The 16,587-nt window shown below is 64.4% G+C and carries 16 protein-coding genes and 1 pseudogene; 9 read left to right on the forward strand and 8 right to left on the reverse strand.

Annotated features, from left to right (window positions below; genetic code table 11):
• Nucleotides 1-37 precede the first annotated feature (37 nt).
• Complete coding sequence (locus tag ACWGCN_RS35035; RefSeq protein ID WP_452460446.1) at nt 38-1,183, reverse strand: acyl-CoA dehydrogenase family protein; 1,146 nt, start codon at nt 1,181-1,183, stop codon at nt 38-40.
• Nucleotides 1,184-1,257: 74 nt separating this feature from the next.
• Complete coding sequence (locus ACWGCN_RS35040) at nt 1,258-1,512, reverse strand: hypothetical protein (RefSeq protein WP_449961009.1); 255 nt, start codon at nt 1,510-1,512, stop codon at nt 1,258-1,260.
• A gap of 232 nt (nt 1,513-1,744) precedes the next feature.
• Here ACWGCN_RS35040 and ACWGCN_RS35045 point away from each other — a divergent pair, with 232 nt between their 5' ends.
• From ACWGCN_RS35045 to fadD5, 3 genes are read left to right on the forward strand one after another with little or no spacing between them, the layout of a single operon-like run.
• Nucleotides 1,745-2,731: an NAD(P)H-dependent flavin oxidoreductase gene (locus tag ACWGCN_RS35045; protein ID WP_379316900.1), complete on the forward strand. Its 987-nt coding sequence runs from the start codon at nt 1,745-1,747 to the stop codon at nt 2,729-2,731.
• Complete coding sequence (locus tag ACWGCN_RS35050; RefSeq protein ID WP_452460445.1) at nt 2,728-3,534, forward strand: enoyl-CoA hydratase-related protein; 807 nt, start codon at nt 2,728-2,730, stop codon at nt 3,532-3,534. Before ACWGCN_RS35045 ends, ACWGCN_RS35050 begins: the two co-directional genes overlap by 4 nt.
• A 28-nt stretch (nt 3,535-3,562) precedes the next feature.
• The gene (fadD5, locus tag ACWGCN_RS35055) at nt 3,563-5,140 is read left to right on the forward strand and encodes a fatty-acid--CoA ligase FadD5 (protein WP_452460444.1); all 1,578 of its coding nucleotides are present in this window, start codon (nt 3,563-3,565) and stop codon (nt 5,138-5,140) included.
• A gap of 344 nt (nt 5,141-5,484) precedes the next feature.
• Here fadD5 and ACWGCN_RS35060 read toward each other — a convergent pair whose 3' ends face one another.
• Nucleotides 5,485-5,982: a hypothetical protein gene (locus ACWGCN_RS35060; protein ID WP_452460279.1), complete on the reverse strand. Its 498-nt coding sequence runs from the start codon at nt 5,980-5,982 to the stop codon at nt 5,485-5,487.
• On the opposite strand from ACWGCN_RS35060, the gene ACWGCN_RS35065 reads away from it, so the two are divergent.
• Nucleotides 5,965-6,771 (forward strand): PucR family transcriptional regulator, encoded by an 807-nt coding sequence (locus ACWGCN_RS35065; RefSeq protein ID WP_452460278.1) that lies wholly within the window; start codon nt 5,965-5,967, stop codon nt 6,769-6,771. The genes ACWGCN_RS35060 and ACWGCN_RS35065 overlap by 18 nt on opposite strands.
• A 123-nt stretch (nt 6,772-6,894) precedes the next feature.
• Here ACWGCN_RS35065 and tatA read toward each other — a convergent pair whose 3' ends face one another.
• Entirely contained in the window at nt 6,895-7,158 is a 264-nt protein-coding gene (gene tatA / locus ACWGCN_RS35070; protein ID WP_449960998.1) for a Sec-independent protein translocase subunit TatA, read from the reverse strand.
• Between the two features lie 374 nt (nt 7,159-7,532).
• The gene (locus ACWGCN_RS35075; RefSeq protein ID WP_452460277.1) at nt 7,533-8,738 is read right to left on the reverse strand and encodes a PucR family transcriptional regulator; all 1,206 of its coding nucleotides are present in this window, start codon (nt 8,736-8,738) and stop codon (nt 7,533-7,535) included.
• 384 nt (nt 8,739-9,122) lie between these two features.
• On the opposite strand from ACWGCN_RS35075, the gene ACWGCN_RS35080 reads away from it, so the two are divergent.
• The gene (locus tag ACWGCN_RS35080; protein WP_452460276.1) at nt 9,123-9,563 is read left to right on the forward strand and encodes a group I truncated hemoglobin; all 441 of its coding nucleotides are present in this window, start codon (nt 9,123-9,125) and stop codon (nt 9,561-9,563) included.
• Between the two features lie 37 nt (nt 9,564-9,600).
• Here the strand turns inward: ACWGCN_RS35080 and ACWGCN_RS35085 are convergent.
• Nucleotides 9,601-11,228: pseudogene (locus ACWGCN_RS35085) on the reverse strand (acyl-CoA synthetase).
• Between the two features lie 205 nt (nt 11,229-11,433).
• Between ACWGCN_RS35085 and ACWGCN_RS35090 the strand changes: the two are divergent.
• A complete protein-coding gene (locus tag ACWGCN_RS35090) occupies nt 11,434-12,291 on the forward strand; it encodes an oxygenase MpaB family protein (RefSeq protein ID WP_452448414.1) in 858 nt (285 codons plus the stop codon).
• An 86-nt stretch (nt 12,292-12,377) separates the two neighbouring features.
• Here the strand turns inward: ACWGCN_RS35090 and ACWGCN_RS35095 are convergent, their stop codons facing one another.
• Both ACWGCN_RS35095 and ACWGCN_RS35100 read right to left on the reverse strand, forming a co-directional pair.
• Nucleotides 12,378-13,010 carry a TetR/AcrR family transcriptional regulator gene (locus ACWGCN_RS35095; RefSeq protein ID WP_452460275.1) on the reverse strand — a complete coding sequence of 211 codons (633 nt, stop codon included), beginning with the start codon at nt 13,008-13,010 and terminating at the stop codon, nt 12,378-12,380.
• Between the two features lie 46 nt (nt 13,011-13,056).
• Nucleotides 13,057-13,800: an SDR family NAD(P)-dependent oxidoreductase gene (locus ACWGCN_RS35100; RefSeq protein WP_379316573.1), complete on the reverse strand. Its 744-nt coding sequence runs from the start codon at nt 13,798-13,800 to the stop codon at nt 13,057-13,059.
• A gap of 805 nt (nt 13,801-14,605) precedes the next feature.
• Between ACWGCN_RS35100 and ACWGCN_RS35105 the strand changes: the two genes are divergently transcribed.
• From ACWGCN_RS35105 to ACWGCN_RS35115, 3 genes are all read left to right on the forward strand, one after another.
• A complete protein-coding gene (locus ACWGCN_RS35105) occupies nt 14,606-15,847 on the forward strand; it encodes an oxygenase MpaB family protein (protein ID WP_452460274.1) in 1,242 nt (413 codons plus the stop codon).
• Between the two features lie 66 nt (nt 15,848-15,913).
• Nucleotides 15,914-16,192, forward strand: coding sequence for a hypothetical protein (locus tag ACWGCN_RS35110; protein ID WP_378989819.1), 279 nt, complete (start codon nt 15,914-15,916; stop codon nt 16,190-16,192).
• A gap of 67 nt (nt 16,193-16,259) precedes the next feature.
• Nucleotides 16,260-16,526 carry a hypothetical protein gene (locus tag ACWGCN_RS35115; protein WP_378989817.1) on the forward strand — a complete coding sequence of 89 codons (267 nt, stop codon included), beginning with the start codon at nt 16,260-16,262 and terminating at the stop codon, nt 16,524-16,526.
• Nucleotides 16,527-16,587: the final 61 nt, after the last annotated feature.

A 16,587-nucleotide genomic window follows, 5' to 3' on the forward strand; every position in this document is an offset into this window, starting at 1 on the left:
CGACCGTGACCGGTCGGACGCCCCTTTCCCCTCCGTGTCAGAGACCGAACGTCTTACCGATGATGTCGCGCTGGATCTCGCTCGTACCGCCGAAGATCGTGGAGACCAGGGCGCCACGGACATGCTTTTCCATGTCGAACTCCCGGGCGTAGCCGTAGCCACCCATCATCTGCATCCCGGCCAGCGCGACCTGCTTGGACGTCTCGGTGGCCTTGAGCTTGGCCATCGATGCTTCGCGCGCGAAGGTCTTGGTCGGGTTGGCGTCGACCGCGGCAGCCACGCTGTAGACCAGCAGTTTGGTGCATTCGATCTCGGTCGCGAGGTCGGCCACGCGGTGCCGCAGCGCCTGGAAGGAACCGATCGGCCTGCCGAACTGCTTGCGCTCACTGATGAACTGCAGCGTGTCCTCGAAGGCACGCTCGGCAGCGCCGAGGCTCATCGCGGCCAGAATGAGCCGTTCGAAGTTCAGCCCGGTCATCAGCTGACGCCAGCCGTTGCCCACCTCGCCGACCACCGTGTCCTCGGGAAGCAGGCAATCGGTGAAGTACAGGTCGTTGGTCTCCTTCTGGTTGCCCATCAGCTCGATCGGGCTGATCTTGAGCCCCGGCGTGTTGGCGGGCACATGGAACATGGTGAGTCCCTCGTGCTTGCCGCCACTGCGATCGGTGCGCACCACCAGCAGGATGTTCTCCGAGATGTGCGCGTTGGAGCACCAGGTCTTCTGACCGTTGATCAGCCAGCCGTCGTTGGTCTTCTCCGCTTTGGCGGTGATGTTGCCGACGTCGGAGCCCGCCTCCGGTTCCGACATCGAAATCGACTGCGACGCACCACGAACGATGCCGCGCAGGACCACGTCCTTCTGTGCCTCGGTGCCGAACTTCGCGTAGGCACCACCGGTGATGAGGGTCGGCCCGATCGCACCGATCGGCAGCATGCCGCGCAGGCTCTCCTCGAGCAGGATGCACATGTCGACCATCGTGGCGTCGGAGCCGCCGTACTCCTCGGGCACGGTCAGGCCGAGCCAGCCCAGTTCGGCCATCTTGCCGTAGACATCCGCGTTGTGCTGCTCGGCATCATGGTCGGTGAGCGCGTCACGCTTTTCCCGGGTGCCCGCCTCACGCTTGGCGAACGCGGCGACCGCTGCCGCGAAATCCTGCTGTTCCGGGCTGAATTCGACGCCCATAGTGATTGTTCTCCCTTGTTTCGTTGGATTGAGGATCAGTTACCGGCGCGTTGACGCCGCGTGATCGGCCATCATCAGGCCGCAGAACACGCGCTGGGGTGCCTCGCCCGCGTTGCGCGGGATTCGTCGATGTTGACGATCAGATGTTTCGCCCATCGCCGCACAGCGGCCTTTCCGCCCTCGGCGCCGATTCCCACCCAGCCCGGTGCGGCCACGGCGGCCACGGCGGCATCGCCGACCGGCCGACGGCCGCGAACCGCACTGGCAACGGGACGGTGGGTCTCGAGAAACTGCTTGTCAACAGCCTCTGTGACAAGGGATTCAGCCATCGGCGACTTCTTTCGAAGGAATCGGATCGCCCCGTCGACGCACCCCCGACCACCGGATCGGCCAGGGTGGGCCCAGCGATTCTCGCGCTTGGGCCGAGTTCGTTGACAGGAACACTCCAGCTCGGATAAGTTAACACCCATTCTCAATAAGTTAATCATGATTCTCGCCGGATGCAAAGAGGCCATGGGTTCCCCGCAACCGGCGCAGAACTCCCGAGCGGAGAGAGGCTCAATGCTGCGCACCCGATTCACCGAGGCATTCGGTGTCGAGCACCCCATCGTGCAGGGCGGGATGATGTGGGTCGGCCGTGCCGAACTCGCGGCCGCGGTCTCAGAGGCCGGTGGACTCGGCATCATCACCGGCCTGACCCAGCCGACCCCGCAGGCACTGCGCGAGGAAATCGCTCGGACCAGGGATCTCACCGACAAACCGTTCGGTGTGAATCTGACGATCCTGCCTTCGATCACGCCGCCGCCCTACGCGGAGTACCGACAGGCGATCATCGATGGGGGCGTCCCGATCGTCGAGATCGCCGGCGGCAACCCGGCGACCCACCTGCCCTACCTCAAAGACGCGGGCATCAAGGTGCTGCACAAGTGCACCAGTGTCAAGCACGCGCTCAAGGCCCAGCAGGTCGGCGTCGACGCGGTGAGTATCGACGGCTTCGAATGCGCCGGTCATCCCGGCGAGAACGACACACCGGGCTTGGTCCTGATTCCCGCCGCCGCGCGCGAGATCGAGATCCCGATGATCGCCTCCGGCGGCATCGCCGATGCTCGCGGGTTGGTCGCCGCGATGGCGCTCGGCGCGGACGGCGTCAATATGGGTACCAGGTTTCTGTGCACGGTCGAATCGCCCATCGCGCATGTAGTCAAGGAACAGATCGTCGCCAACACCGAGCTCGACACCAAGCTGATCTTCCGGACCTTGAACAACACCGCCCGGGTCGCCGATAACGCCGTCAGCCGCCAGGTCGTCGAGATCGAGCGCGGCGGTGGCACGTTCGACGATGTCCGCGAACTCGTCGCGGGCGCGCGCGGCCGCAAGGTCTACGAGGACGGTGACCTCGACGCGGGCATCTGGAGCGTCGGCCAGTGCCAGGGCTTGATCCACGACATCCCCACCTGCGCGGATCTGGTGGCGCGGATCGTGCGCGAGGCCGAGACCCTCATCGCGGGACGTCTGGCACAGTCGATCGTCGAAACGGTGGCCCGATGAGCGAGAGCATTCTGGTCGAGGAAGAAGGCGGCGTCCTGCGCCTGACGATCGACCGCCAAGCACGGCTGAACGCGATCGATCTCGAGGCGATGACCGAACTGGGCGATCTCGTCAGCGCTGCCCCGGCTCGGCCTTCGGTTCGGGTGATCGTGCTGACCGGCGCGGGCAAGGCGTTCTGCACCGGCGCCGACCTGGCCGCAGCCGCGGCCGCGGGCGGCAACGAGGCCTCACCGCAGGTCGTGATGGACACCGCCAACGCGCTGATCCGCGCGATCATCGCCTCGCCGCTTCCCGTCATCGCGCGGGTCAACGGGCCGGCCGCCGGCGTCGGCGCGTCGATCGCACTGGCCGCCGATCTCGTGTACGCGGCCGACAGCGCCTACCTGCTGCTGCCGTTCACCTCGATCGGACTGATGCCCGACGGCGGAGCAACCGCGGTCGTCGCCGCGGCCATGGGTCGTGCCAGGGCCGCGGAAATGGCGCTGCTCGGCGCCCGGTTGCCCGCCGCCGACGCCGCTACGGCGGGCTTGATCACCCGGTGTGTACCCGCCGCCGAACTCGACGCTCAGATCGACGCCGTCGCCGCCCAACTCGTGGCGGGTCCTCGCCGCGCGCTGCAACTGACGAAAGCTGCCATCAACGCAGCGACGCTGACCGAACTCGACGCCGCGCTCACGCGGGAGAAGGACGGACAGATCGAGCTGCTGACCTCCGCGGACTTCCTCGAAGGAATGACCGCGATGCTGACCCGTCGCGCGCCGAACTTCACCGGCGCCGTGCACCCGATCGCCGAACCGGCCTAACCCTTCCCGCGCCTTCGAGGAGACGACGATGTCCACAGAACCCCTGCGCTCGCGCCGCAATCACTGGATGAACCAGATCGCGATCCATGCCACCACCATCCCGGACGCTCCCGCCTTGCGCTACCTCGGCAAGACCACCAGCTGGGGTGAACTGCACTGGCGGGTGGAACGGTTGTCCGACGCGCTCGATCGCCGTGGCGTCAAGGCCGGCGACCGCGTGATGATCTTGATGCTCAACAACATCGAGTACCTCGAATCGGTATTCGCGATCAACACTCTGGGCGCTATCGCGGTGCCGGTGAATTTCCGGCTCACTCCGCCCGAGATCGCTTTCCTGGTCGCCGACAGCGGCGCCGCGGTGATCATCACCGACGCGGCGCTCGCCCCGCTGACCACGGCGGTGAGCGCCCAGTCCCCCGATCTGCGTACTCACATCGTGGTCGGCGCACCGACCGGCGACGGTGTCCTCGGCTACGAGGACCTCATCGCCGAGACCGGCGAACCGCACGAGCCGCGCGACATCGCCGAGGACACCGCAGCTCTCATCATGTACACCTCCGGCACCACCGGAAACCCCAAGGGCGCGGTCCTGACCCACCTGAACATGAGCTCGCAGGCGCTCACCTGTATCCGCGCCATGCGCTACAGCTCCGACGACATCGCCTTCTGCGCGTCGCCGCTGTTCCACATCGCCGGCTTGGGCAGCATCGCATCGTGTTTCGTACTCGGTGCGTTGACGGTGATCCATCCGCTCAAGGCGTTCGATGCGGCCGAGGTGCTCGATGCCTGGGAGAGCGAGCGCGCGACCTCGGTGTTCCTGGTGCCCGCCCAGTGGCAGGTGGTGTGCGCCGATCCAACTGTCGCACAGCGTGATCTGCGGCTGCGAGTGATCAGCTGGGGCGCGGCTCCGGCCTCCGACACCGTGCTGCAGGCCATGGCGCAGACCTTCCCGAACGCGCTCAATGTGGCGGTCTTCGGGCAGACCGAGATGTCGCCGATCACCTGCGTCCTCGACGGCGAGGACGCGATCCGCAAGCTCGGCTCTGTCGGCAAGCCGATTCCCACCATCGCCACCCGAGTCGTCGACGACGAGATGAACGATGTCGCCCAGGGTGAGATCGGCGAAATCGTCTATCGCGGACCGACTTTGATGCGCGAGTACTGGAACAACCCGCGCGCGACCGCCGACGCGTTCGCGGGCGGCTGGTTCCACTCCGGTGATCTCGTGCGCCTCGACGAGGAAGGCTTCGTCTACGTCGTCGACCGCAAGAAGGACATGATCATCTCCGGCGGCGAGAACATCTACTGCGCCGAGGTGGAGAACGTGCTGTTCGCGCACCCACGGATCAGAGAGGCGGCGGTGATCGGCCGCGTCGACGACAAATGGGGCGAGGTCCCGGTCGCGATCGTGGCGGTGGAGGACGACGGCGGCATCAGTCTCGCCGACCTGGAACCGCATCTCAACACCCATCTCGCCCGCTACAAGCACCCGAAGGACCTCGTGGTGGTCGACGCCCTGCCGCGCAACGCGGGCGGCAAGGTCGTCAAGCACGAGCTGCGCAAACTGCACGGTTCGACAGGCTTGACACCCGTGGTCACCAGCTGAGGTAGCTACGACTCCGTTGCGGGTTGCGGCGGTGGTCTCCTCCGAGGAGACCACCGCCGATCTCGATGGGCCCCCGGACGGTCGCCGACTCGACGACAATAAATTGCCAATTATTTTCGTGAATTGGTGTCGGATTTCCACTGTGTATTCACACAATAGAGCCATCGCGTTGAATGATGTTACTGTTCATTCCGCATCGCTGGTTCGGAATATGATGCACCCGCACGAGCGGCCGCCGACGTAGCCGGTTCGCTCGTGCGGACCCGTCTGCCTGATACGGCTCGACTATTTGCTCACCGCTACATCTATTGCCCCGCTCTATCCAGCCGACTTCGTGCCCGGCATCAGTATCGTGCCGCAGCACTACTCACCACTGAGCCGAACGGCGATGCGACGAGCAGAGCGGTTCCCATCCCGGCGCCTGGTCGGCGTGGAAAGGGATACCAACGATGACAATCCCATCCGACAGTGCCGAACGGCGGCCATCGCTGCACGATGTGGCATCGCTGACCGATCAACTCGTCTCCCATTTCATCGACAATGTGGCGCAGTGCGATATTTCGCCCGCCACGCCGATCGCATCGACAATCGGAGCAATCACCCGGATAGCCCTCGAGATCGCGCAAGGAATGCTGGAGGGATGCGACGTCGCGCACGAACTCGGAGAACTCGCGACAATCGCCGCCGGATTGGCGTGCGACAGCGTACCCATCGACCTTGTGCTGCGCGGTTTCCATGAAGGCATACGGATAGTTGCCGGCCAGTTGTTCGCCCAATATCAGGATTGCACTCGCGAGACTGTGATCGATGGATTCCAGATCGCCATGACGATCAGCGATCAACTCTGCCTGACAGTCACCCACACGTACCTCGGCGAGCACGGCGCAGCGACGTTCGGCCAGGACGCCGAGCGGACTCTCACGTCCGCCCTGCTGGCCGGACAGTGGACACCCGCCACCGCCCGCAGATGCGGCATCCCTATCGCTGACACGTACTCGGTGCTCGCCATCGCGATGCGCGCGAACCCGGACACGGGAATTGCCTTGCACTACCTGCACAGGGTGCGGAAAGCCCTGGCCCAGCACAGCGACGGGCAGGGTTTGGCCCGGCTGTCGATCGACGGTGGGACCGTTCTCATCCCGACCGACGCGGTGGCCGAGGACGAACTCGATTCACTGGTCGAGGCGCTCGCGGGGGCGGCGCAGGTCGAACTCGTCGCAGCTGTGGTCGCCGCGCCCGCCGCCGACGTCGCGTCTGCGGCGAAAACGGCACACGAGATGCTCGATGTCGTCGAGCGACTCGAATGCGCACCCGGCCTCTATCGATTCGGCCAACTCGCACTGGAGTACCAGCTTTCGCGGCAAGGACTCGGTCTTTCCCTGCTCGGTGAATTATTGGCGCCGTTGGAGACATATCCCGAATTGCGGAAGACACTGCGGGTACACATCGCCAACAACTTGAATCGCGCGCAGACCGCGCGGATCATGGATATCCACACCAATACCGTTGACTATCGACTTCGCCGAATCGCCCGGCTCACCGGACTCAACCCGGCGCGGGCATCGGATCTGTGGCAGTTGCGGTCGGCGATGGTCGCCCAGGACTGCCGCGACGACAAACCGAGAGAGTGACGGAGCCTCCGTAGATGTTCAGCAACATCGGGTGGAGCGAGACGATCATTCTGGTCATCGCCGCCCTGGTCATCATCGGCGTACCAAAGTGAACAGTCGCCCACTTCGGTTGCGACACAATGCTCAGAGCGTTTTCGTCGGCTGAGCCACCGGTTCGGCGGAAGGCGTCGCCGACGCCTGCTCCGGTGCCGGCAGCCCTACGTTCTCTCGGGCCGACCGCTCGTTCGCCGAATCCGCGTCCTCGGACTGCATTCGACTCACCTCGCTCTTGAAGATCCGTAGCGACCGCCCCAGCCCGCGGGCGGCATCCGGCATACGCTTCGCACCGAAGAACAGCACGAACACAGCCGCGACTATCAACCAATGCCAGACGCTGAACTGACCCATCTTTACCTCCTGTATCGACATGGTGGACTCGGAACCGATGCGACAACGCCGACTACCCCGTTCGCTCGCAGGCGCCGCGCCGACGATGGCGTGGTCCCGAAAGTGTTGTCCACACCCGGCGAAGCCACGTACACGCTCGGCCATTGTTCCGAGATCTATCAGCCGGCACGCCATGGCCGCCGCGTCGATACATCCCCTGGCAGCATTCCCACCAGCGACAATGATCGGCGATGCCGGGGCCGGCAACGCCTGCACGTATCCAGTGCGCAGGCGGCTGATCAACTCCGCGCACATGGCACCGCCGCGTGGCGACCCGTGCCCGAGTACCACGACCCTCCGAAATATCCGCCCCACGGTTGGCACTGCGGCCGGCTCTATTTGTCCTGATAGTTCGCTTTACGCACGACCAGCGCCGACTGCAGATACCAGAGCCCATCGGCCGACGAAGGATCGAAGCCCGTCAGTTTGCGGATACTTTTCAGCCGGTAATCGATGGTGTTCATATGAACACTGAGCTGTCGCGAGGTTCGGCGACGATTCAGATTGTTGTCGAGGTGCCTGCACAAGGTTTCCATCAGAATCGGATGGTCGTCGAGCGGGTTCAGTATCGCATCGAGATGCCGTCGTACAGCAGACGGTCTGGTGAGCTGGAATTCGACTGCCAGATCAGCGAAACGAAACAGACCGGGTGGGCGCTGCATTCTTTGTGCGAGATCCAGGAGCTCGCACAGCTGATCAACGGTTTCCGGAATTTTCGCCGGCGATGCCTCCGCGCAGGTTGCGGTCATATCGACGCCGGCCGCCGCAGAGAGCACGGTCAACAGCGTGTCGAGGTCCCTGACCTCGGCTGACGGAACAAGAATGATGCCACCGCGCACATCGAGCCGCGACAGCGCGCGCACCGACCCATGACGATCAAGGGCCGCGCGGATATTTCGAATCATTCGCCGGACATCCATCTGTGTAACGAATGCGTCGGGCCTGTCGTCGCTACCGGACGGAAAATGCACCGCCAGCACGGAATAGCTCTCGGCGACCTCGAAACCACTGCACCGCGTCACCGTCGACGTATCCTGCCCGGCGAGCAACGCAACCGCCAAGGAGTTCCTGGCCCGTTGATCCTCGACGACCTCGACCTCGAACTGGTCGGTGTACGCGAGTGATATCGCGGCCGTCACGCTGTCCAGCATTTCGGTCGCCAGTTGGCGCACGACCGAGAGCTTCTGCTCGTCGGTGCCGACCACACTCGAGGCGATCAGCTCCAAACTCGTGGTGAAACCCTGACCGATCGCCTGATCGATCACTTCGCCGGGTACCTCGGTACGCGCTCGCGGCGGCCCGGCGGTGCGGTGTCGAACGGTATCGCCGCGTCTACGGGCCGGCAGTGTGGCCAGGGCAGTCCCCGGTAGCACATCAACGGCAGCCAGGGCACCGCCGTCGACGCCGCCGAGGCGCGCAGCCATGCTCTCCAGCATTCGGGAGACCAACTCGTCGGCGAGCGCCCGCACTCTGATGGAGGACTCCGCTGTGGCCGCACGGGGCCGCACGGAATCGATTCTGGGTGAATAGTCGGTAGTCATCTTTGACTTCCTCACTGCGTTCAACGTCGCCTCACGGCAGCGATGGCTGGCAAGCAGTCTCCCACGCCGAAGACGCCAACACAAGGTTATGTTAATGCCTATTCCAGCTCGATCCAGGGCCGAATTCGTCGAGTGACGGCGCCTCGACCGCATCAGCCCGAGCGACGACGTGCTGGTAGCGGCACCAACTCGGTTATCTGAACTGCATGTAGACCGGACGCTGCCGGACAAACCGCCGCTCGGGACTTCACGAACGGACTGCACCAAATCCGAGACAGGCCACTCCCGAAGAGCTAAGTTACTGTCAATTCATGCAAGACGAACACCTCAGACACTGTCACCGGCCACCCCATCGGTGATGTTCGCGAAACGAGGACTCCCACCATGGACGAACCGGATCGACGCAGTACCCCTGCGCCGGACAACGATCCCGATGCATCGCACAACAACGTGCCGCTCTACGAGCGGATCGGCGGTCGCGGCGCCCTGGAGACGGTCGTCGACGATCTCTACCGACGCGTCCTCGCCGATGAGCGGTTGTCGCCGTTCTTCGCCGGCACCAACCTCACTCGAACGAAGGGCCGGCAGGTCGAATTCTTCGCCGCACTACTCGGCGGACCGGTGCCCTACGTCGGCGTTCCCATGCGAGCCGTGCATCGTGGCCGCGGCATCACCGTAGACCATTTCAACCTGGTCGCAGGCCATCTCACCGATGCGCTCAGCGCAGCCGGGCTCGATCGCGATCTCACGGACCACGTGATCGGCGCGGTCGCACCGTTGGCGGGTGACATCGCCACGTCTCGGGAGTCACCCACCTCGCCGTGACCAGACCGGACGCACGGAAGAAGCCGCGACCCGGATCTCATTGCGGATCGGTGCTCTCGAGCTTGCGGCGAAGCAGTTTGCCGGTGGCATTGCGTGGCAGCTCGTCTACGAACACCACATCCCGAGGGACTTTGTGTCGCGCGAGGTTCGTTTTGACGTAATCCTTCACCTGTTGCGCGTCGCACGACGCACCCGGCGCGGGCACGACGAACGCGCGCAGACGTTTTCCGAAGTCGCGATCGTCCACCCCCACGACCGCAGCCTCGAGAATGTCGGGTCGTTCTACGAGCAGGTTTTCGACCTCGAGCGGAAAGACGTTCTCCCCGCCGGAGACGATCATGTCGTCGTCTCGACCATCGATGAACAGTCTTCCCGCCGCATCGAAATGACCGACATCGCCACTGGACTGCATTCCCTCGACGATCTCCTTGCCTGTGCCGTCGGTATAACCGCCGAAACTCAGTGCGCTGGCGACGAATATGGTGCCGACCACGCCCGGTTCGGTGATCCGGCGGCGGTCGTCATCGTAGATCGCGACCCGGCAGCCCACAGGTGGACGGCCCACGGTGCCGGGCGCTTCCCGCATATCGCTGGGTGTGGCGACGGCTGCCACCGCGACCTCCGTCGAGGCATACAGGTTGTAGAGCACCTCACCGAACGCCAGCGCCGTGCGCCTGCTCAGGTCGGGCGAGATGGCGGATCCGGCCGCGAAGATCACCTTGAGCGAGGAGGTGTCGTATTCGGCCAGCACGGACTCGCCCAGATCGACGATGCGCTGCAACATCGTTGGTACCAGCACCAACGTTCCCGCCCGATGGTGTTCGATATCGGCCAGCGTGCGTCGCGGGTCGAATCTGCGCTGCTGCAAGACGATCGCGCTTCCCAGCGCCCAACCGAGAATCAGCTGCGAGAGACCGGTGCCGTGGAACGCCGGCGCCGCGAGCACGGTCGTACTCGCCTTCGGCAAGGGGATCCGGTCGAGGAACTGCGCCGATTGCAAGGGCGACACCTTGCCTCGCGGCGAACTTTCGGCGTTCCGGTCGTGCCGCTGGTCAGCACCACGATCCCGCCGGGCTGCTTGGGACTCACCGGCGGTCGGGTGTGCTGGCCCGCTCGGACATCGTCCAGCGTGGGCTGCCCGTGGTCCATCCAACCGTCATCCAAGGTCAGAATAGTCGGTAACTTCGTCGGAAGATCCTCGATGCGGTGAAGGAACTCGGCGTCGAGCAGGATCGCACCCACGTTTTCGCGTTCGGTCACCGACACCAACTGCGGGCCCGCCATTCCCGTATTGAGCAACACGATGCGCGCGCCCAGCTTGCCCGCGGCGAGCAGCGACAAGACCATCCCCCGATGATCCCGGCACAGCGCGGCCAGCACAGTGCCACTCGCGATCCCCCGCGCGGCAAGGCCGTTGGCCACCGCATTCGACCTGCGATCGAGCTCCGCGAACGTCAGCGGCCCCAGCTCGTCGACGATGGCCGTCGCGGTGCCGTTGCGGCGAGCCGCGTGCGCGAACGCGGTGACGACCGGACCGAGCACTGTCGCATCCCTGGCGGTACGCAGCAGCTCCAGCGGGTGCTGAAGTTCGATCGCGCCGCTTCTGCGCAGCACTCCGACGGCAGCCAAGCCGTCGGCCATCGTTGCGACCAGGGCCGCTGACATGCCTGGGATCACCGACATGGACACCTCCGAAGTGTTCGGGTACTGGGGGACCAGCGATCGGAATCTGCGCACCGACAGCCGATGGCGATCGTAGACCTCGCCGGAATCATTAGTAACTTAATCGCCGAAAAGCATTGTGGAGGCCCCGCGCTCGGTGAGAACATGAGCGCATGAATCTCTCATCCTTTCGATTCGGAGGCCGGCCATGACCCGTTCAGCAAAAGCTGGTCGGCCGCAGGATGTCTCGGGCGACATCGCGCGCAGACACCGCTACCTCAACGGTGCCGGCGCGCTGCTGGGCGGCCCGGCGAACGTGATCATGCAGCTGAGCCTGCCCCCGGTGGGACGCGGCGTGGTGGAAAGTGTTGTCGAATCAGGCAGTTACGCGACACGACCAGCCAAGCGCGGTCGTACCACGCTCACCTACCTCGCGGTGGCGATGATCGGCACAGACGAAGATCAGGCGGCATACCGTGCCGCGGTGGGCTCCGCGCACCGGCAGGTGCGCTCGGGACCACACAGCCCTGTTCGGTACAACGCCTTCGACCCTCAACTGCAACTGTGGGTAGCCGCCTGCCTGTACCGAGGAGTCCTGGATACGGTGAACCTGCTCTTCGGCGGGATGAACGAGCAGGATGCCGACGAGATGTATCGCGATGCCGCCAGATTCGGAACAACCTTGCAGATGCCGGCCGAACTGTGGCCGGCCGACCGCGCGGCCTTCGATCGGTACTGGGACTCGATGCTCGGCGATCTGTCCTTCGACGACGAAGTCCGCACCTACTTGCTCAACTACGTTGTCGAGTTGGCGGCATGGCGTCGAAGCGTGCGCGTCGCGTTCGGTCGGGCGAATCGCTTCTTCACCACCGGGTTTCTGCCACAGCAGTTCCGCGACGAGTTGGGCCTGCCATGGAGCCCGCGCAAGCAACGAGTGTTCGAAATCGCGATGCGGACGCTCGGCCGACTGCTCGAGGTGCTGCCGGATACTTGGCGAGCTCAGCCCTTCGAGCGCTACCTGGACGACATGCGTGAGCGTAGATCTCAGGGCAAGAATCTGATCTGAGCAGACACACACGGTGCATCGGGGCCAGATCCTCGGACGCTTCCCGGATCGCCGCGGCGACTTCGTCGACCCCACCGGTATTCGCACTACCCTGTTCCGGACAGTCCTGTCCAGAACAGCGCAACGGTGGTGTCGACCGCGTCGATCTTGGGAATCGGGCGACCGGCGTCGAACCAGTAGCGGGCCGCCAGGTGGCTGGCGCCGACGAGACCGAATGCGCAAGCCCGGGCACGGTAGGGATCCATCCCCACCGCGTCGAGTTCGACGCCGACCAGCGCCGCACATTCGGCCATCGCCATCCGTACCCGACCCTCGACGCTCGGCTCACTCGGAACCGGAGTGTCGAAAACGAGCGTGTATCCCGCACCGTTGTCCTCGTCGACGAAGTCGAAATAGGCCGAGACCGTGCGCCGCACCTTGTTCTCGTACCCGGCGGTCGTCCGGAGCGCATCACGCAGCCCACCGACCATGTGGTCCAGATAGCGTTGCAGCACAGTGGAATACAGGTCAACCTTGCCCGTGAAGTGGTTGTAGAGCACCGGTTTGCTCACCTGGGCCCTGACGCTGATCTCTTCCATGCTGGCGCCGTGGAAACCATGATCGACGAAGACGTCACGTGCGGCGCGGATGACGACCTCTCGGCGACGGGCACGGGCCGCGCCGCGATCCGCGCGGGTGAGAATGTGCGCATTCCTCACTTCGCCGCGTATCGCGGTCATCGAGCCGTACTCGTTCCCACCGGCTCAGCAGGCGATGCGCGGTCGATCACGCTCGCCACAGCTGGCTCCCCGACCGGGAGACAACGATATTGGGAACGACGGCGTTGGCGGACAGACGAGTGATGGCCAGCACCAGTTCAGCGATGTCCCCGGTCGTCAGCATCGCCGCGCGGTCGAGTTCGTCGCGTTTCCACGCGGTCATATCGGTATCGACATAGCCAGGTGAGATAGCTGTCGCACTGACACCGTTCGCGGATTCCTCCAGCGAAATGGTTTCGCAGAGCGACACCAGAGCGGCTTTCGACGCCCCATAGGCGGCCAAGCCCGGCTCCCCCGCGACACCGGTGATCGAGGCCAGCGCAACGATCTTCGCACCTGCGCCGGGGTTGCCCTTCGCCGTCTCGCGCAGCAATGGCAGGCAGTGCTGCACAAGGGTCAGGGGACCGCGAACGTTGATGTCGAACATGCGGTGGTAGCCGGCGGCGCTCATCGTCGCTACCGGACCGGCGGTACCGGTGCCGGCGCAGTGCACCAAGACGTCCAGGCGACCGAACCGGTCGGCGTGCGTGTCGGCGAGGCGCAGCAACTGTTCGGGATCGTTCATGTTCGCGATCACCGTCACTACGTCCACACCGTGGTCGGTGCGCAGCTCTTCAGCAGTGCTGTCCAGGACCGCTCCATCGCGGGCGGCGAGCGTGAGGTCGTAGCCGAGTTCGGCCAGACGCCGCGCGACCTCCGCGCCGATCCCTCGCGAACCGCCGGTGATCAGGGCACAACGCCGGTAGCTCATCGCTGCGCCGATCCCGCGTCAGCCGACGCCACGATCATCGAGCGGCAAGGATCGGCCGGCTCGCCGAACACATCGACGAGCAGGGCCGCGGAGCCCACCGGTGACGGTCCCCCACCGCGAGTTCTCCAGCCAGACGGTGGTCGAAGTACGTCGACGACGAGAGCGGACATCTTTGACTCCTCACGCGCTGTCGCCACCGGTCGGCGACAGGTCCAATAAGTTAGCCATGATTCTCGCACAGGCGGCTGGCCGGCTCAAGATCCGGGATGCGCGACGAAGCATCGGATCTTTGACGCTATGTTACTGCGAATTCCTGATAGTTTCCGCCGCCATCTCACGCGCTCAATCGACGCCCTCCGACAGATCGGCCGTACAGGGAAGCAGCTCAGGACTCGACCATCCACACGTACACGCCCCTATACAGTGCTGACCGCTTCCACATCAGCCAGCGAGCAACTGAAGCGGGGGCCCAACAACCGGAGCCGACGAACTCGATCCCGAGTGCGCTGTCCAGCTAAGTTACTCACCATCCCGCAACTCTGAGTCCATCAGTCGGTGACCACACTCTAGCTGCGGACACGCCCTACCGAATGAAAAGGTGTGCAGGTCACAGCCTTCTATTGAGGGTTCAACCCCACTTCTCCCTCTCTACGACCGAACCGCCATCCGGCGTCAATCCGCATAACGTGGACACAGCGGTCACTGCCTGTTAAGTTACTCACTATTCTAGGCTGATTCAGTGAAGAGGACCGAGTTCTCGCGCTGCAGCCTGGGAGTCTGAACGTGCTCAATGAGGAGTAATGTCATGGATAGACTCAATAGGCGCAATGCGCTGAAGGCCGGCGGAATGCTCGGCGTTGTCGGCACCATCGGATTGGGTGCGATCGCACGGGCAGATCCGTGGACGTGGTCGCCGGAAGGATCGGTGGCCGGATCCGGTTCCGGCGTCGACCCGTTGACGGTCTGGGATCCCGAAGCCGACGAACTCGTCGCCGGACTCGTCGACCAAGGCGAAGTCCCCAAGATCAACGAACTGTTGCGGACCTGGACCAAGAACGGTCAGGCGCTGCCTGCCGGCTTGCCCTCGGAGTTGCGCGACTTCATGGAGTACGCCCGCCGACTGCCGCAGTGGACCGACACCGGCAAGTTGGATACCGCGATCGCGTTCAACAAGAAGCGCGGACTGTATCTCGGTGTCCTCTACGGGTTCGCCAGCGGCATGATGAGCACCGTCATCCCGAAAGAGGCGCGCGCGGTCTATTACTCCAAGGGCGGCCACGATCTCAAAGACCGCATCACCAAAACCGCGAAACTCGGTTATGACATCGGTAGCGCGAATGCCTATGCCCCCGACGGGGAAATGATCGTCACCTGCGTCAAAACCCGACTGGTGCACGCGGCGGTGCGTCACCTGTTGCCGCAGTCCCCGCACTGGGTGCACTCCGCGGAAGAGGACAAACCGATCAGCCAGAACGACATCATGGTCACCTGGCACAGCCTGCCGACAACCGTGATGAAGCACCTCAATTCCTGGAAAGTGCCGATCCCGGCACACGAATCGGACGCGTTCCTGCACTCCTGGCAGGTCGCCGGGCACCTGCTGGGCGTACGCGACGAATACATCCCCAAGTCATGGCCCGACGCCAATGCCCAAGCGGCACAAATCCTCGACCCCATCATCGCGCCGACGCCGGAGGGCGCCAAGCTGGCCGATCGGCTCCTCAGCCTGGGCGCCAACATCGATCTGTCGATTCTGAGCAAGCCGGTGCTCGGCGCGTTCACTCGTTTCCTACTCGGCGACAAGACCGCCGACGGGCTCTCGATTCCGCGGGAACCGGTCTGGGATCCCCTGCTCCAGGTTGCATGGGGTCCGTTCATCGCCGTGCGCGAGGGCGCGCTCAGCGTGGTCCCGCCGCTCGAGGATCCCTACTGGCTCCTCGACGAGTTCTTGCGCAAGGCCGCCCTGATCTATCTGTCCGAACTGCGCATGCCGATCAGCATCGAACTCCCGACGATGAACCGCGATATGAGCAAGCCACCGCGCTGATCTGTCGCCGTAATTCTGCACCGACCCACTTCCAGGGAGTTCCCACTCCCCAGCAAGGAGCACACAATGCGCAACACCCTTCGTATCGCCGCGGCCTCGGTCGCGGTAGCCGGTCTCGTCGGAGCCGCGGCGGGCACCGCGGTAGCCGAAACAGGCTCATCGGCAGCCGACTCGGGTTCGGCAGCGGCCAACTCGGCGGCAGTGCTGGCCGGGCAAGGTGACATCATCGGGTTGATCGTCCTGCTCGGCGTCACTCCGTTTCAGATCCTGACCGGCGGAGTCTGCGACGTGGCGACATTGACGGGTTCGGCGAGCCCGTGCACGCCCGGAGCCCAGCACTACTGAAAGGCTCTTGTCTCGAATTGTCGCGACGACGGACCCATCGTCATCGCGACGATGGAGCGAACCGACGATGCGAGACAGTTCAGTCGAACGCGCGGAAGCACCGCCATGGACGCCGAAACCGGTGTCGGCGTCCGGGATTCGCGAGGTGCTCGATTACTTCGGGAAGTGCCCGTCGTGCGGCTATCCGGCGCGGGCCAGCACGCACACCGTCTATTACAGCGACGGATCGACCACCGCGATCGTGACCGGAATGTGCGACTCACCCTGTGGTTGGACCGGGCCGGTCGCGCTGACCACGATGACCGACCGCCGCCGGTTCGATCGGCCGGACTGACGACACCACCATGATGGCGCAGACACAGGTTCGGCGCACCGGGCGCGAGCACCGCGCCCGG

This window comes from Nocardia sp. NPDC055050, from assembly GCF_053608345.1.

Bases quoted from the DNA above. Each gene is read 5' to 3' on its own strand.
- ACWGCN_RS35035 (WP_452460446.1), bottom strand. From the start codon at position 1,183: ATGGGCGTCGAATTCAGCCCGGAACAGCAGGATTTCGCGGCAGCGGTC.
- ACWGCN_RS35040 (WP_449961009.1), bottom strand. From the start codon at position 1,512: ATGGCTGAATCCCTTGTCACAGAGGCTGTTGACAAGCAGTTTCTCGAG.
- ACWGCN_RS35045 (WP_379316900.1), top strand. From the start codon at position 1,745: ATGCTGCGCACCCGATTCACCGAGGCATTCGGTGTCGAGCACCCCATC.
- ACWGCN_RS35050 (WP_452460445.1), top strand. From the start codon at position 2,728: ATGAGCGAGAGCATTCTGGTCGAGGAAGAAGGCGGCGTCCTGCGCCTG.
- fadD5 (WP_452460444.1), top strand. From the start codon at position 3,563: ATGTCCACAGAACCCCTGCGCTCGCGCCGCAATCACTGGATGAACCAG.
- ACWGCN_RS35065 (WP_452460278.1), top strand. From the start codon at position 5,965: ATGACGATCAGCGATCAACTCTGCCTGACAGTCACCCACACGTACCTC.
- tatA (WP_449960998.1), bottom strand. From the start codon at position 7,158: ATGGGTCAGTTCAGCGTCTGGCATTGGTTGATAGTCGCGGCTGTGTTC.
- ACWGCN_RS35075 (WP_452460277.1), bottom strand. From the start codon at position 8,738: ATGACTACCGACTATTCACCCAGAATCGATTCCGTGCGGCCCCGTGCG.
- ACWGCN_RS35080 (WP_452460276.1), top strand. From the start codon at position 9,123: ATGGACGAACCGGATCGACGCAGTACCCCTGCGCCGGACAACGATCCC.
- ACWGCN_RS35090 (WP_452448414.1), top strand. From the start codon at position 11,434: ATGACCCGTTCAGCAAAAGCTGGTCGGCCGCAGGATGTCTCGGGCGAC.
- ACWGCN_RS35095 (WP_452460275.1), bottom strand. From the start codon at position 13,010: ATGACCGCGATACGCGGCGAAGTGAGGAATGCGCACATTCTCACCCGC.
- ACWGCN_RS35100 (WP_379316573.1), bottom strand. From the start codon at position 13,800: ATGAGCTACCGGCGTTGTGCCCTGATCACCGGCGGTTCGCGAGGGATC.
- ACWGCN_RS35105 (WP_452460274.1), top strand. From the start codon at position 14,606: ATGGATAGACTCAATAGGCGCAATGCGCTGAAGGCCGGCGGAATGCTC.
- ACWGCN_RS35110 (WP_378989819.1), top strand. From the start codon at position 15,914: ATGCGCAACACCCTTCGTATCGCCGCGGCCTCGGTCGCGGTAGCCGGT.
- ACWGCN_RS35115 (WP_378989817.1), top strand. From the start codon at position 16,260: ATGCGAGACAGTTCAGTCGAACGCGCGGAAGCACCGCCATGGACGCCG.